At 69.0% G+C, this 14,694-nt stretch carries 9 protein-coding genes and 1 pseudogene; 3 read left to right on the top strand and 7 right to left on the bottom strand.

The genetic code is table 11. The features are described from left to right. Positions 1 to 30 precede the first annotated feature (30 nt). The 5 genes and pseudogenes from ACQEVO_RS29165 to ACQEVO_RS29145 form a co-directional block, all read right to left on the bottom strand. Positions 31 to 672 carry a hypothetical protein gene (locus ACQEVO_RS29165; protein ID WP_432919610.1) on the bottom strand — a complete coding sequence of 214 codons (642 nt, stop codon included), beginning with the start codon at positions 670 to 672 and terminating at the stop codon, positions 31 to 33. A 223-nt stretch (positions 673 to 895) separates the two neighbouring features. Then, complete coding sequence (locus ACQEVO_RS29160; protein WP_432919608.1) at positions 896 to 1,603, bottom strand: type 1 glutamine amidotransferase; 708 nt, start codon at positions 1,601 to 1,603, stop codon at positions 896 to 898. Then, positions 1,600 to 2,838: a MurT ligase domain-containing protein gene (locus ACQEVO_RS29155; RefSeq protein WP_432919606.1), complete on the bottom strand. Its 1,239-nt coding sequence runs from the start codon at positions 2,836 to 2,838 to the stop codon at positions 1,600 to 1,602. The genes ACQEVO_RS29160 and ACQEVO_RS29155 overlap by 4 nt, the downstream gene beginning before the upstream one ends. Before the next feature lie 317 nt (positions 2,839 to 3,155). Next, on the bottom strand, positions 3,156 to 4,838 hold the full coding sequence (locus tag ACQEVO_RS29150) for a hydroxysqualene dehydroxylase (RefSeq protein WP_432923137.1): 1,683 nt from the start codon (positions 4,836 to 4,838) through the stop codon (positions 3,156 to 3,158). A 639-nt stretch (positions 4,839 to 5,477) separates the two neighbouring features. Further along, positions 5,478 to 6,401 (bottom strand): annotated as a pseudogene (locus ACQEVO_RS29145) (EamA family transporter); the annotation flags it as partial. A 72-nt stretch (positions 6,402 to 6,473) separates the two neighbouring features. On the opposite strand from ACQEVO_RS29145, the gene ACQEVO_RS29140 reads away from it, so the two are divergent. After that, the gene (locus ACQEVO_RS29140; protein ID WP_432919604.1) at positions 6,474 to 7,415 is read left to right on the top strand and encodes a LysR family transcriptional regulator; all 942 of its coding nucleotides are present in this window, start codon (positions 6,474 to 6,476) and stop codon (positions 7,413 to 7,415) included. On the opposite strand, the gene ACQEVO_RS29135 is transcribed toward ACQEVO_RS29140, so the two are convergent. Then, positions 7,409 to 9,748 (bottom strand): AAA family ATPase, encoded by a 2,340-nt coding sequence (locus ACQEVO_RS29135; protein WP_432919602.1) that lies wholly within the window; start codon positions 9,746 to 9,748, stop codon positions 7,409 to 7,411. The genes ACQEVO_RS29140 and ACQEVO_RS29135 overlap by 7 nt on opposite strands. A gap of 157 nt (positions 9,749 to 9,905) precedes the next feature. Then, a complete protein-coding gene (gene leuA, locus ACQEVO_RS29130) occupies positions 9,906 to 11,705 on the bottom strand; it encodes a 2-isopropylmalate synthase (protein WP_432919600.1) in 1,800 nt (599 codons plus the stop codon). Positions 11,706 to 12,127: 422 nt separating this feature from the next. Here leuA and ACQEVO_RS29125 point away from each other — a divergent pair, with 422 nt between their 5' ends. Beyond that, positions 12,128 to 12,892: a sulfite exporter TauE/SafE family protein gene (locus ACQEVO_RS29125; protein ID WP_432919598.1), complete on the top strand. Its 765-nt coding sequence runs from the start codon at positions 12,128 to 12,130 to the stop codon at positions 12,890 to 12,892. A gap of 109 nt (positions 12,893 to 13,001) precedes the next feature. Continuing rightward, positions 13,002 to 14,636 carry a GMC oxidoreductase gene (locus ACQEVO_RS29120; protein ID WP_432919596.1) on the top strand — a complete coding sequence of 545 codons (1,635 nt, stop codon included), beginning with the start codon at positions 13,002 to 13,004 and terminating at the stop codon, positions 14,634 to 14,636. Positions 14,637 to 14,694: the final 58 nt, after the last annotated feature.

The following is a 14,694-nucleotide window of genomic DNA, read 5'->3' as shown; positions in this document are numbered from 1 at the left end:
TGAACGCGCGGCGTGGTCAGCGGGTGGCGTTCACAGGTCCAGCCGTTGCCAGGGGAGCTGGTCGAGACGCTCCTGGTTGCGGCGGGTCCAAGCCCAGATCAGTTCGGCCACGGTGTCGGGGCCGGTGACCTGGGTGGTGAAATGCCGGTCGGGGCCGCCGTCGCGGTATTCGAGGGTGAAATCCTGGTCCGACTCGCGGTAGGTCTGGATGTAGACCTGGTCCGCGCGTTCCACGATCAGGTACGGGTTCGGGTCGGCGAGGCCGTGGACCCAGAAGCCGGCGAGGGTTTCGGTCAGGTAGGGGAATTCGCCCGCGCCGCCGTGGGTGACGGTGACCGGGATATGCCCGGCGGGGTCGATCAACCAGGCCAGCTGGGGGTCGTAGACCGCGTAGTCGCGAGGGGTCGCCAGCTCGAACACCAGGTTCCGGACGAAACCGATCGCGTCGTAGGGGCTGGCGATATGCAATGCCGCCCCGTACGGCACGCCGCCTACCGGCGCGCTCAGGAAACTGTCCTCTTCCGGGAGTTTCGCATTGCGATCGTTCAACTCGCTCGCCAGCGCCGCGACCGCTTCGGTCTCCGCCCGTCCCTCCTGCGTCACGAAATATGCGTCCACCTCGGCAGGAGTAGCGGCGACACCGGACGGCAGCAGCATATGGTCATAGCTCACGCTCAGAGTATGGCCGCAGCCCCCCATTCGTCAGTGGTCGGATCCGGTGAGTCGATTCACGCGGGCCACTGATCATCTCCGCGTCTCTGTGTTCGGCCGGCACCTGTGGTTCGGGGCCCGTCTCGTTCTGGAGCGACAGAGCCGGGGGAGCGAAGCGGAGGAGCGGAGGAGTGAAGAACGAGACCAAGGGGGCCCCGAACCCGCGCCGCCGGAGGCAGCGCAGTTAGACGCAGCGTTCGCGGCGGAGCTGGTCCACCTCGGGGAGGTCCAGGGGCGGGAGCGAGTCGAGGCCGAGAGCCCGGCAGAGCAGGTAGTCCGCGAGTTCGGGGTTGCGGGCCAAAGCCGGGCCGTGCATGTAGGTGCCCAGTACAGACCCCTGGACCACGCCTTCCAGCCCGTCGCCGACCCCGTTACCGACGCCGCGGGTCACCCGCGCCAAACCGGTGGCATCGGGGCCGAGCGAGGTACCACCGCGGTGATTCTCGAACCCGGTGAGCGGCGCCGACAGCCCCGGCAGCAGCGGGGTGGTGGTGACTTCGCCGATCGCACGGGTGGTCTGCGGGGAGGTGGTGGCGTCCAGCAGCCCGACGCCTTCCACCCGCTCCCCGCTGGAGGTTTCGTACCACCGGCCGAGCACCTGGATCGCCGCGCAGATGGCCAGCACCGGGGCGCCGCGGCCGGCGGCGGTTTGCAGGCCCGGGTAGCGCAGCAGGTGGCGGGTCGCCAGGCGCTGGGCGGAATCCTCGGCACCGCCGAGGGTGTAGATGTCCAGCGAGTCGGGGACCGGGTCGGGCAGGGTGATCTCCACGATCTCGGCGTCGATATCGCGCCACCGCAGCCGCTGGCGCAGGATCACGGCATTGCCGCCGTCGCCGTAGGTGCCCATCACATCGGGCAGTACCAGCCCGATGCGGACGGTTGATTCGCTCATCGTGTGCGCTCCCGGAGGTCACGGTTCAGGTCGCGGAACGCCGTGTAGTTGGCCAGCACCTCGACCTGTCCCGCCGGGCAGGACGCGATCGCGCGGACCGGGTCGGGCACGGTGGTGTGCGCGACCCCGGCGTAGGTCAGCCGTACGGCCAGGTCGGTGGCCCGTTCGCCGGCGGCGACGACGTGCACGTCCTCGAAGTGCTCGAAGCGCACATCCCACAGCCAGGACAGGTCCTCACCGTCGGGCACCTGCCCGTTCACGGCGATCACCAGGCCGGCCGCGCTGTGGTCGATCATCGACAGCGCCTCCTGCCAGCCGGCCGGATTCTTGGCGAGCAGCAGCCGGGCGGCGTGTTCGCCGACCTGCACCGTGCGGTAGCGGCCGGCGATCTCCTGCACCGTGCCGGTGGCCGCGCAGGCCTGTTCCGCCTCGGCGCCCATGGCGACTGCAGCGGCAACCGCCTGCGCGGCGTTACCGCGGTTCGCGCGACCGGGCAGCGCCAGCCGCAATGGCAGCCGGACCCCGTCCGGGCCGCAGAGTTTGTCCCCGTCCAGCCACCAATCCGGTTGCGGGCGGGCGAAATCGGTGCCGGTGCTGTGCCAGTGCGCGCCCTCCCAGAGGATCGGCTCACCGCTGCGCGGGCAGCTGGTGGCATCCATCGCCCAGCCGCTGCCGGCCGCGACCCAGACGACGTTGGGATGGTCGTAGGCGATCGAGGTGACCAGCACATCGTCACAGTTGGCGATGACGACGGTGTCCGGATGCCGGGCCAGCCCGGAGCGCAGCCGGCGTTCGATCATATTGATCTCGCCGACCCGGTCCAGCTGGTCGCGGCTCAGGTTCAGCAGCACGACCGCTTCGGGCTTCAGGGCATCGGTGACATGCGGCAGATGCAGTTCGTCCACCTCGATGGCGGCCAGCGGGGCGTCGCGGTGAACATTGAGCGCGGAGACGATCCCGGCGTCCATATTCGCGCCGTCGGCCTGGGTGGCCACCTCGCCGAGGGTGCTGAGGGCGGCGGTGGTCATGCGGGTGGTGGTGGATTTGCCGTTGGTCCCGGTGATCAGCACGGTGCGCCGCCCGCGGCCGAGCTGTTTCATGATGCCCGGGTCGATACGCAGCGCGAGGAGCCCGCCGATCATCGAACCGTTGCCACGGCCTGCTTTGCGGGACGCCCACGCTGCCGCGTTCGCCACCCGGAGGGCGGTTCGCCCCCGCACAGAGATATCTGCCACGCCGCGCAGTCTAATGATTCACCACGCCGGTCTTCACGCGGCGCGGGGAGTTCACATTGTGGTGACACTGTGCGTTCCCCCGGGCTCGAGATCGGGCCCGGCCGGTATGCCACCACCGGTTGTGGTCCCTGCCCGGCGCGGTGCCTTCGCGGCTGGGCGCCGCGCGAACCGTCCGCCACTGGACCAGGGGCGGCGCGGTGCGACCTCATGTTCACGGCCGGAACCGAGGCCCGGCCTCGCCACGTGTCCGAACGAGGCCCGCCGGTGCTTTGCGGGTCCGCTCGCGAGCGGGTCGAGGGTGGTCTCGCGGGGTGGTATCAGAACTGGATATCGAACCGGTTCGGGCGCCCCGCGGCGAAGTCGGCGGCGTCGGCTCGGCGGAGTGGTTCGAGTTCGACTGCCCGGTAGAGGGTGTAGGTGCGACAGCGTGGGGCGTCCGACCCGATCACATCGAGCAGTTTGTTGACCGCGGCCCGGGCGGATTCGTTGGCGCCCTCCATGGTCGCCAAATCGATATTCGTCCGCACATAGTCACCGGCCAGATAGAGGTTCTCCACCCCGCCGTGCGGTTCGGGCCGGGCATCCCAGGAACCCGCGGTATTGATCAGCAGCGGGTCGGCGTTGCTGTTCTCGCCACGATCGGCGTGCCAGGTGATTCCGGGGTCGAGGAACCACGAATGCAGATCGGCATCGCGCAATACTTCTTCGCGGTCGTTGAGGTGGGCGATCAACTGCGCCCACGTTTCCCGCGCGATTTCCTCCGGAGTGCATTCCTTGGCGGTTTTACCGAACAGAATGCCGGGGGTGTTCCAGTCGGAAATATCCACCGAAAGGCAATCCGCCACGGTACCGTCGCCGTACTCCGGAAGTTTGCGCGCCCACAGGGCGTTCTGGGCGATCGAGGTGAGCGACCAGGGCGAATCGATATAGGCGCTGTGGCCGGCGCCGAGAGTGGTGCCGCGACGCAGATAGAACTGGATGCCGTTCATCCAATCCGTGTACAGCCGGCTCATCTTCGCCAATTCCGGCCAGGCGGAGAGAATATCGGCGTTCCAGAGATCACGGGCGCGTTCGGCGGGCAGGGCCACCACGAAATGATCGGCTGTCACCGTTTCCGCCGTACCGTCCGCGGTGACGATCCGGGCACCGGTGATCCGCCGCCCGGCGGTTTCCAGCCCGCGTACCTCGGCGCCGACCTCGAACCGCACCCCGAGTTGGCGCAGCATCGTGACCCACGGGTCGATCCAGGCGGTATTGGTCGGGCCGTTGAGCACCCGGTCCAGGGCACCGTCGAAACCGATCCGCAGCGGGTTGCCGAGGAATTGTTCGCCCATCGTGCCGATGGTCCGCACGCTGGCCATATCGTCCTTCGCCGCGACCAGCAGGCTGGTCAGCGTGCGCGACACCAACGCCCGGAATTCGTGCGAACGCTCATGTCCCTGGACGAAATCCAGCCACGAGGTGCGCTCCCACTGTTCCAGGCGCCGCGCATCGCTGCTGGTGTAGAACACCAGCAGCCGGTTGGCGAAGAACAACCCTTCTTCGGGCGGCATCTTCAGCAACGTGGAAATCATCGAGCCGAGGCTCTCCCGCATACCTTCCGGGGTCGCGGTGGTCAGCGCTCCGGAACCGAGTACGGCGTGGATATCGTCGCCACCGGCCCGGGAGAAGCGGGCATCGGGGACGGACACGAGGTTGTCCCATACGCCGTTGCCGTTGGCGGCGAACGGGATCCGCCGCATGGTGTCGGGGACGTGCTGGTAGAAACCGGGGAAGAACCGGAAGCCGTGCTCGCCGGGCAGATCGGGCCGGCCGCCGGTGCCGCTGCCCGGCACCCCCATGCTGCGGGCTTTGCCGCCCAGCGCCCGTCGTTCGTAGACGGTGACCTCGAAACCGCGTTCGGCCAGCTCGTGCGCCGCGGTGAGGCCGGCGACCCCACCACCCAGCACCGCGACTCGGCTCTTCGCCGCGGCCCGCGCCGTCCGGGCCGGTAGGGTCATCGCGGCGGCCACGCCGATCCCCGCGGTCGCGGTGGCGCGCAATACGGTGCGCCGGGAGAATGCCCCCGCACCGGCGGTCCGCTGATCGGAAATCGTTGCGGAGTCCGCGGTGGGCCACCGATGCTGCGCCATATTGTCTACTACTGCCTAACCCGGGATAGCTGTCTCTATCGCGCCATACTTTAAACGCGATATGCCGTTCGTGCCCCATCGACCGCTCACCGACCGGTCCGCTCACCGACCGGTCCGCTCACCGACCGGTCCGCTCACCGACCGGTCCGCTCACCTGTCGGCCGCGTTCCATCCGGTTACCCGCGCCCGGCATTCGCTGCCCGGCTTCCGCCGCACGGTTACCGCCGCCTGGCTTCCACTGCGGGACTACCGGGTCACGGGGGCAAGCGGGCGCACGGCGTCCGGCACGCCATTCTTACCGGCCGCCTGCGCCGCCGGACCGTTCGGCAGCAATACGATGCCCTCCTCGCGCGGTTCGGTGCTGCTTCCGGTCGGCCCGGTGCTGTCGTCGTGGGAAGCTCTGCGGTCTTCCGGAAACGCGGTGCCGTTCTTGCGCGGCCCGGTGCTGTCTTCCTGCCCGGCAGAGCTGTCCGCGGGAGATGTGGTGCTGTCCTCGCACGACCCGGTGCCGCTGGGTGCGGATGCCGGGTCCTGGTCGCGTGGCGGGGCCGTCTTCCGAGCGCCGGCGGTGGCCGCGAACGCGCCGGCGATGACCACCCCACCGCCGAGCAAACTAGCCGGTGCCGGTGTTTCACCGAGGAAGATCCACGCACCGGTGAAGCCGACCACCGGAACCAGCAGCGACAGCGGGGCGACGCTACCCGCCGGATACCGGCTCATCAGATACGTCCACAAGCCCGACCCGATCACTGTCGCCAGCAGGGAGATATACGCCAGCGCCGCCAGTGCCGGCCACCCGTCCGCCGAGAAACTGCCCGCCAGCGCCCGCGCCCCCGTAGCGGGGCCCTCCCAGACCAGCGAGATGGCGAGCAGCGGAAGCACCGGGACCGCCGTCGTCCACAGGGTGAGATGCAGGGGGTTGGCGGCGGGTGACTCCACACTCGCCTGCCGTGCGCCGATATTGCCCAGCGCCCAGCCGAATCCGGCGGCCAGCGTCAGCAGCACCGGCAGCAGCGCGGCGTGCGCGAACTGGTTCCAGCCGATCACGGCCATACCGGCAACCGCCACCAGCAGCCCGGCCACCTGTACCGGCCGTAGCCGTTCCCGCAGCAGTACCGCGCCCAGCGCCACCGTGAACGGCGCCGAGGACTGCAGTACCAGCGACGCCAGCCCCGTCGGCATCCCGACCCGCATCGCGGTGAACAGGAACGCGAATTGCAGCATCCCGAACCCGGCGCCGTAGAGCAGGATCCAGCGCAGCCGCACCGGGGGTCGCGGGATGAAAAGCAGGGCCGGCACCGCTATCACCGCGAACCGCAGCGCGGCGAAGAAGAACGGCGGCAGATGGTCGAGACCCACGCGGATGGCCAGGAAGTTCAGTCCCCACAGCAGGATGACGGTCAGGGCGAGGAGGCGGTCACGGGAGGTCACGGATCAATCGTGGGATGTATCGAACCGTGAGCACAATCGAATTGTTATGGACGAATGATTTAGTATTGCTTAATGGTTTCCGGCAGTTCGTCGCTCTCCGTGGAAAGGCTGCGTATCCTGCGCGAATTCGCCGATCGCGGCACGATCGGCGCCGTCGCCGACGCAATGTCCATGACACCGTCGGCGGTATCACAGCAATTGAAGGTGCTCACCCGGGAGGCGGGCGTCACCCTCCTCGAACCCAGCGGGCGCCGGGTGCGGCTCACCGACGCCGGGCACGCACTCGTCGTCCGGGCCGACGAGGTGCTCGCCGCGCTCGATCGCGCGGTCGCCGAGATGGCGCACTACCGCGGTTCGCCCCGCGGGCAAGTGCGGGTCGCGGTGTTCCCCTCGGGCGGGGCGCTGCTGCTACCGCACGTCCTGCCGGCGATGGCGGGTAGTGGTGTGGAGATCGTGGCCGGTGACGAGGACGTCCCGCCGCACGAGACCCCGCGCCTGCTCGCCGACTACGACATCGTGCTCACCCATCGCGACGAACGCGCCGCGCCTGTATCCGGGCCGCGTATCGCCTCACGTGTACTCATGCGCGAACCCATCGACGTGCTCGTACCGCCCGATCATCCGCTCGCGGGCAAGCCCGCCGTCACACCCGCGGAGCTGGCCGCGGAGGCCTGGCTGAGTGTGCGCGGCGGTTTCCCGGTGGACGACGTATTGCGCTCGATCGCCACCGTGACCGGCGTCGAACCGCGTATCGTGCAGCGGCTCAACGATTTCCGCATGATCGAAACCTTGGTCGCCGCCGGATACGGAGTCGCGCTCATGCCGCGCTACGTCGTCACCCATCCGGGGCTGTCGCAGCTGCGGCTGATCGGGGTACGCGCCGCCCGGCTCTACGACTTGGTCACCCGGCCGCGCGCCGAGACCCGTCCGGCCATCGCCGCGGTCCTGGACTCCTTCGCGGCGGCGGCCCGGCGGGTCACCGCGGAACCGCCGCCCGCGGTCACCGCTCAGTAGCGATTACCGCCGTACGGGTATCCGTCCACATTCGAGAAATCGTCGGCGACCATCGCGGCCAGTTCCAGCAGCGCCTGCCGGGTCGGCTTGCTCACCAATTCCAGATCGATCTCCGCGCCCTCGGCGAGGTGGTCGTCGAACGGCACCACCTGCACCGCGCGGGTGCGGTCGAGGAACAGCCGGCGCAGATGGTCCAGGTTCACCGAGGTGGAACCGCGCCGCGACGCGTTCACCACCACCACCGTCTGCCGTACGAGATGCGAATACCCGTGGTAATCCAGCCAATCCAGGGTCGCCGAGGCGCTGCGGGCACCGTCGATGGCGGGCGAGGTCACCAGGACCAGTGAACTGGCCATATCGAGCACACCCGACATGGCCGAATGCATCAGTCCGGTACCGCAGTCGGTGAGGATGATGTTGTAGAACGACTGCAGGATCCCGATCGCGCGACGGTAATCGGCCTCGCTGAAGGCCTCCGACACCGCCGGATCCTGTTCGCTGGCCAGTACTTCCAGCCGGCTCGGCGATTGCGAGGTATGCGCCCGCACATCCGAGTACCGGGTGATGTTCTGGTCTTCCAGCAGATTGCGCACGGTCGAACGGGTCTGCCGCGGCACCCGGTGGGCCAGGGTGCCCAGGTCGGGGTTGGCGTCGATCGCGATCACCCGGTCACCGCGCAAGGAGGCGAAGGTGGCGCCCAGGCCGACCGTGGTGGTGGTCTTGCCGACCCCGCCCTTCAGCGAGAGGATCGCGATCCGGAAATCTCCGTGTACGGGCGCGTTCACGCGACTCACCAGGTCGCGGTGGACGACGTCCGCGGCCGATTCACCGGGATTGATCACGCCGCGCGAAACCTTGTGCACCGCACGCCGCCAGCCGCCGCGCGGGGCTTTGCGAGCACGTTTGAGCAGATTCAGATCGTTGACCGAATGTCCCGGCTGCCCGGGTTCGGGCATATGCCGCGGCTGGAACTGCCCCTGCGGCGGCTGCCCCGGCTGCTGGAACTGCTGCTGCGGTTGCGGGGCTCCGGGCGCGGGCTGTCCCGGGCCGGCGCCCCATCCGGGCTGCTCGAACTGGCCGGTGGGCGGGTTGTGAGCCGCGGGTGGTACCTGCTGGTACGGCTGCTGGAGCGGCGGCGCGGCCGGTATCGGCGGCGGAGCCCAGCTGTAGATCGGTCCGCCCGCCGGGTCGCCCTGTGGGCCGGCGCCGGGGTCCGGCGCCCCGGCCGGTGCGTATCCGCCGGGAGTTTGGTCGAATCGACCGCCGTCCGGACCCAGTGCTCCGGTATTGGGCGCCTGCTCCGGATTGAGCTGATCCAGTGACGGATTCGGGCCCGCCGCCGGGAACTGGCCGCTACCGTACTGGCCGCCTCCGGGGCCGGGAGCTTGGAAACCACCCGGCTGCTGCTCGAATTGCCCACTGCCGTACTGGCCGCCGGCTTCGGGTGCACGGAATCCACCGGGCTGCTGCTCGAATTGCCCGCTGCCGGGCGGGCCGGCGGCGTCGGGAGCCTGGAAACCGCCGGACTGCGGATCGAACTGGCCCGCCGGGCCGGGCGCCTGGTACTGGCCCGGGTACGGCTGGTCGAACTGTGCACCGTTCGCGGCGAAATTCGCGGCCTGGAACTGGTTCGGGTCCGGTGGCGGGAAACCCCCACCGCCGGGCTGGAACTGATTCGGATCCGGCTGCTGGAATTGTCCGCTGCCGTGCGCGGAATTCGGAGGCTGGAACTGGTCGGCCCCCGGTGCGACGAACTGTCCGCTGGCATATCCGGTATTCGCCGGCTGGAACTGGTTCGGGTCCGGCTGCGCGAACTGGCCACTGCCGTGTCCGAGGGGCTGCGGCTGGCCGGCGTCGGGCGCGACGAACTGTCCGCTCGGGTAGCCGGCGCCCGCGGGGAACTGGTCCGGTTGCGGGAACTGATCGCTGCCGGGGCCGGCGGGGGTGCTGAACCCGCCGGGCACAGGCGGGGCGAGCTGGTCGAACGGCACGGCACTGTATTGGCCGCCGTTACCGTCCGGCCCGGGTGGGGCGAATCCGTCGGCTCCACCCCATGATCCCGCAGCGGGGTCGGCGGGCCAGGGCGCACCGGCCGCATCGGATTCCGGATTCACCGCACCGTCGGTGGCTGCCGGCTCCGGGAGGCTCGCGTCGGCGGGCTCGTTCACCGGTTCGGCCGGGCCTGCCGGGGTCGCCGTTTCGGCTTCGGTGGCCGATTCCGCGTCGGCGACCGGATCGGCGGATGGCGTGGTATCCGACTCACCGCCGGCGGTATCCGCCGGTTGACTCGGGGGCCAGGGCTGGGAAGTCGGGTTGTGTTCGTCAGTGGTCACAGTTCCCCCATCTGCTCGGGGTTTTCGAGCAGAGAGCTCGGCGGCGTTGAGTCGTGACCAACGCTAGCAGGTGCGGGGCGTATCGCATGCCGGGTGGTTTGACGACCTCGGCCGCCGTACCCGGTGGGTACGGCGGCCGAGTAGCCGGAGCGCGGTTCTACTGCCGGGCGGCCCGGTTCACCGCCGAGACCACCGCGCGCAGCGAGGCGGTCGTGATCGAGGTGGCGATACCGACGCCCCAGACGATCCGGTCGCCGATCGCGCATTCCACATACGCCGCGGCCTGGGCGTCGTCACCGGCCGACAGGGCGTGCTCGGAGTAGTCGAGCACCTCGACCTCGTAACCCACCGTCGAGATGGCGTCGACGAAGGCCGCGAGCGGGCCGTTACCGCTACCGGAGATCTCCTGCTCGACCCCGTCCACCTTGACGACCGCGGTGATGGTGTCGGTGCCGCCGTCGGTTTCCGACGCGGTCACCTTCTGCCGCATCCGTTCCAGCGGCCGGATCGGGGTCAGGTACTCGTCGGCGAAGGCGTCCCACATCTCCTTGGGCGTGATCTCGCCGCCCTCGCCGTCGGTGATCTGCTGGATGGCCTGGGAGAATTCGATCTGCAGCCGACGCGGCAGTGCCAGTCCGTGATCGGTTTTCATGATGTAGGCCACGCCGCCCTTACCGGACTGCGAGTTGACCCGGATCACGGCCTCGTAGGTGCGGCCGACATCCTTGGGGTCGATCGGCAGGTACGGCACCTCCCAGGTGAGATCGTCGACATCGGTTTCGGCGGCGTCGGCGGCGGCCTTCATGGCGTCCAGGCCCTTGTTGATGGCGTCCTGATGACTGCCGGAGAACGCGGTGTACACCAGGTCGCCGCCGTAGGGGTGGCGTTCGTGCACGGGCAGCTGGTTGCAGTACTCCACCGTGCGGCGGATCTCGTCGATATCGGAGAAGTTGATCTGCGGGTCCACGCCCTGGGAGAACATGTTCATACCCAGCGTCACCAGGCAGACGTTGCCGGTGCGCTCACCGTTGCCGAACAGGCAGCCCTCGATCCGGTCGGCGCCGGCCTGGTAGCCGAGTTCGGCGGCGGCCACCGCGGTGCCCCGGTCGTTGTGCGGATGCAGCGACAGCACGATCGAATCGCGCCGCGCCAGATTGCGGTGCATCCATTCGATGGAATCGGCGTAGACGTTCGGGGTCGCCATCTCCACGGTCGCGGGCAGGTTGATGATCAACGGCTTTTCCGGAGTCGGGGCGATGATCTCGGAGACCGCGTCGCAGACCTCCTTGGCGTATTCCAGCTCGGTGCCGGTATAGGACTCCGGGCTGTACTCGTAGCGCCAGTTCGTATCCGGGTAGCGCTGCTCGATCTCCAGGCACAGCCGCGCGGCATCGGTGGCGATCTTGCGGACCGCGTCGCGATCGGCCCGGAACACCACCCGCCGCTGCAGGATGGAGGTCGAGTTGTAGAAGTGCACGATCACGTTCGTGGCGCCGGCACACGCCTCGAAGGTGCGCTCGATCAGTTCGGGACGGCACTGGGTGAGCACCTGGATGGTGACATCGTCGGGGATCGCGCCGTCTTCGATGATCTCGCGGACGAAATCGAAATCGGTCTGGCTGGCCGACGGGAAACCGACCTCGATCTCCTTGTAACCCATCCGCACCAGCAGATCGAACATGCGGCGTTTGCGGGCGGGGCTCATCGGGTCGATCAGCGCCTGGTTACCGTCACGCAGATCGACGGCGCACCAGGCGGGGGCGCGGTCGATCACTTTGTCCGGCCAGGTGCGGTCCGGGAGAACGACGGGTTCGACCTCTTCGGCGAACGGCCGGTACCGGAACACCGGCATCGACGAGTTCTTCTGCCGGTTCCACGCGGGCTGGTCGGCGGGCGCGGGCTTGGCGGGCGCGGTGATGGTGCGCGAGCTCGATACGAAGGCGTCAGCGGGTGACATGCGATTTCTCCGTGGGTGAGATTGTTTCCCGAATTGGGTCGACCGGCGCGGCGGAACCCCGCGACGGGAAGCCGGTCCGATCAGACCCCGTCGCGGCGGCTGAGAAGAAGTGCCCGCTGCATAACTCGTGCGAGTCTACCCCCAGCGCCACCACCCCTGACAAGGCGGTACGGGCGGTCGGCCCGTCGGCGCGCCGGCGGTTGCGGCCGCGCGCAGCCGTTCGAGACGTGTGCTGCCGCCCCGGCCCGGACGGTGCGCAGGCGTGCCGAGGCCGGTGGCCGGGGTCGCCGGGCCGACGGCAGCCGTGTGGCGGGATAGACAACCGCGCCGGGCCCGGCGCGGCGGTGCGCGCCCATACCGTTAGCGTGCCCTGGGCACGCTCGGGCGTGACCGCACTGTCCGGAAAGGTCGAGAGGTCGAGGATGAGTTGGCTGGAGATGCTGGCCGTTTTCGCCGCGGGTATCGCCGCGGGCGGGATCAACACGGTCGTCGGCTCCGGCACGTTGATCACCTTCCCGGTGCTGCTCGGAATCGGTCTACCCCCGGTGACAGCGAATGTCTCCAATACCGTCGGCCTCGTTCCGGGCTCGCTCAGCGGGGTCATCGGCTACCGCCGCGAGCTGTCCGGCCAGCGGGCCCGATTGCTGCGCTACAGTTCGGCCTCGCTGCTGGGTGCGGCTGTCGGTGCGGTGCTGCTGCTCAACCTGCCCGAAGAGGCGTTCGCGGCGATCGTGCCCGTGCTGATCATCGCCGCGCTGGTGCTGGTGGTACTGCAACCACGGTTGTCGGCCTGGGTGCGTGAACGGCAGCGCGACAAGGCCGCGGCACCGGCGCACGGCGGCCCTGTTCTGCTGGCCGCGATTTTCGCGACCGGTATCTACGGTGGTTACTTCGGTGCGGCCCAGGGCGTGCTGCTGGTGGGCCTGCTCGGCGTCTTCGTGCAGGACGAGCTGCAGCGGCTCAATGCGGTGAAGAATGTGCTCGCGCTGCTGGTGAACGCGCTGTCCGCGGCGATTTTCATCGTCGTCGCGGAGATCGACTGGCGGGTGGTCGCGCTGATCGCGGCCGGTTCGATCATCGGCGGCCAGTTCGGCGCGCGGGTGGGGCGGCGGCTGTCGCCGAATGTGCTGCGCGCGGTGATCGTTGTGGTGGGCACCATAGCGGTGGTCCGTTTGTTGTTCAGTTGACCAGCTCGAATCCGCCCGGGGCGCAGGGCTGTTCGCCGCTCCCACTGTTCAACACCCGTGAATATCGGTACCATCCCAGCGCTTGTTGCGTGACGAAAGAGGTACCGGGGTGGATAGGCGAGCCCTTTTCAAGGCCGCGGGGGCGGCTGCTCTGATCGGGGCGGTGGGGGCGGGGATTCCGAAACCGGAATCGGCGCTGCCGCGTGCCGCGGCCCAGCCCATCTGGCACGAACTGTTCGCCCAGTGGGTTCCGGAGATCTTCGCGCCGCTACCGGAGGCGCCGCAGCATACCGAGGCCGTTGTCATCGGCTCCGGTTTCGGTGCGGCGGTCACGGCGCTGCGATTGGCACAGGCCGGGGTCGCGACCACGGTGCTGGAGCGCGGTTCGCGCTGGCCCAACGATCCGTGGCGGGAGATCTTCACCGGCGACGATCTGCCCGACGGCCGCGGTTTCTGGCACACCACCAGCTTCACCGGTGTCACCAAGGTGCCGATGCAGTTCGCCGATTTCGGTGGTGTCCTGGATTGCACCCGCTATCCCGGTATCGACGTCTGGCGCGGTGCCGCGGTCGGCGGCGGCTCGGTGGTGTTCACCGGCGCGATGATCGCCCCCGAGAAGCCGCTGTTCGACCATGTCTTCGGCGGTGTGGTCGACTACGCGGAACTCGACCGCGTCTACTATCCGCGGGTTCGCTCGATGCTGCGGCTGGACCCGATGCCCGCCGATATCTATCACTCCGCGCCGTTCACGCATTCACGCGCCTGGGACGACCAGGTCCGGAAAGCGGGCTACCGGCCCCTGCCGAACGATTCGATCTTCACCTGGGATGTGGTGCGCGGTGAACTGAACGGGGCCACCCGCCCCTCGGCGACCGTGGGCCGCAGCAACCTCGGCAACTCCAACGGCGCGAAATTCGATCTCAACCAGAACTATCTGAAAGAAGCGCAGGCCACCGGTAAGGCACGGATCTTCCCGGGCCACCGCGTGGACGCCATCGCCCAGGAGCCCGGCGGTCGCTTCGCGGTCACGGTCACCTTGCTCGCGCCCACCGGCGCGGTGCTCGGTACCCGCACGCTCACCTGCGACAAGCTGTTCCTCGGCGCCGGTTCCATCGGCACTTCGGAACTGCTGGTCCGGGCCCGCGAGACCGGTGCGCTGCCGCGGCTGAACGAGCATATCGGCGAAGGCTGGGGCACCAACGGTGATGTGGTGCTGGCCCGCGGGGCCAGTTCGGTCGCCGGGAACGGCCAGGGTGTACCCAGTGCCAGCCGGATCTTCGACGACAGCGGTATGGCCCTCACCCTGGAGAACTGGTACATCCCGGGTATTCCGTTCGAAACCGGGGCGCTGGCCTCGCTCGCCGTGGTCCTGGACCCGACCCGGACCCGCTTCGGCTTCGATCGCGCCACCGGCGCGGTGGGGCTGTCCTGGCCGGCGCGGGCCCAGGACGAGGTGACCGCGGCGGCACGGGCGGTGGATCGGCGGATCGCGGAGCGGGCCGGCGCGCTGGCCGAGTACAGCGCGCTGGGTTACGAGGCGAACGCGTTCTTCACCGCACACCCGCTGGGCGGTGCGGTGCTGGGTAAGGCGACCGATCCCTACGGCCGGGTGCACGGCCACCGCGGCCTCTACGTCATGGACGGGGCGGCGATTCCGGGCAGTACCGCCGCCGCCAACCCGTCGCTCACCATCACCGCACTGGCCGAACGCAATATCGAGGCCATCATCCGCGCGGGCCAGTAGTCGACAGCCGGGCAGTTCACCGGCCGTCCGGCGCGGGCGGCCGGACCCTCGACGGTCG

Origin of the sequence: Nocardia sp. CA-290969, from assembly GCF_050936135.1 — a bacterium.
Lineage (GTDB): Bacteria > Actinomycetota > Actinomycetes > Mycobacteriales > Mycobacteriaceae > Nocardia.
The sequence above is the reverse complement of the archived record's forward strand: the minus strand, read 5'-3'. Positions and strand labels throughout refer to the sequence as shown.

Coding starts and splice junctions, on each gene's coding strand:
- leuA (WP_432919600.1), bottom strand. CDS start 11,705: ATGTCACCCGCTGACGCCTTCGTATCGAGCTCGCGCACCATCACCGCG.
- ACQEVO_RS29140 (WP_432919604.1), top strand. CDS start 6,474: ATGGTTTCCGGCAGTTCGTCGCTCTCCGTGGAAAGGCTGCGTATCCTG.
- ACQEVO_RS29125 (WP_432919598.1), top strand. CDS start 12,128: ATGAGTTGGCTGGAGATGCTGGCCGTTTTCGCCGCGGGTATCGCCGCG.
- ACQEVO_RS29160 (WP_432919608.1), bottom strand. CDS start 1,603: ATGAGCGAATCAACCGTCCGCATCGGGCTGGTACTGCCCGATGTGATG.
- ACQEVO_RS29150 (WP_432923137.1), bottom strand. CDS start 4,838: ATGACCCTACCGGCCCGGACGGCGCGGGCCGCGGCGAAGAGCCGAGTC.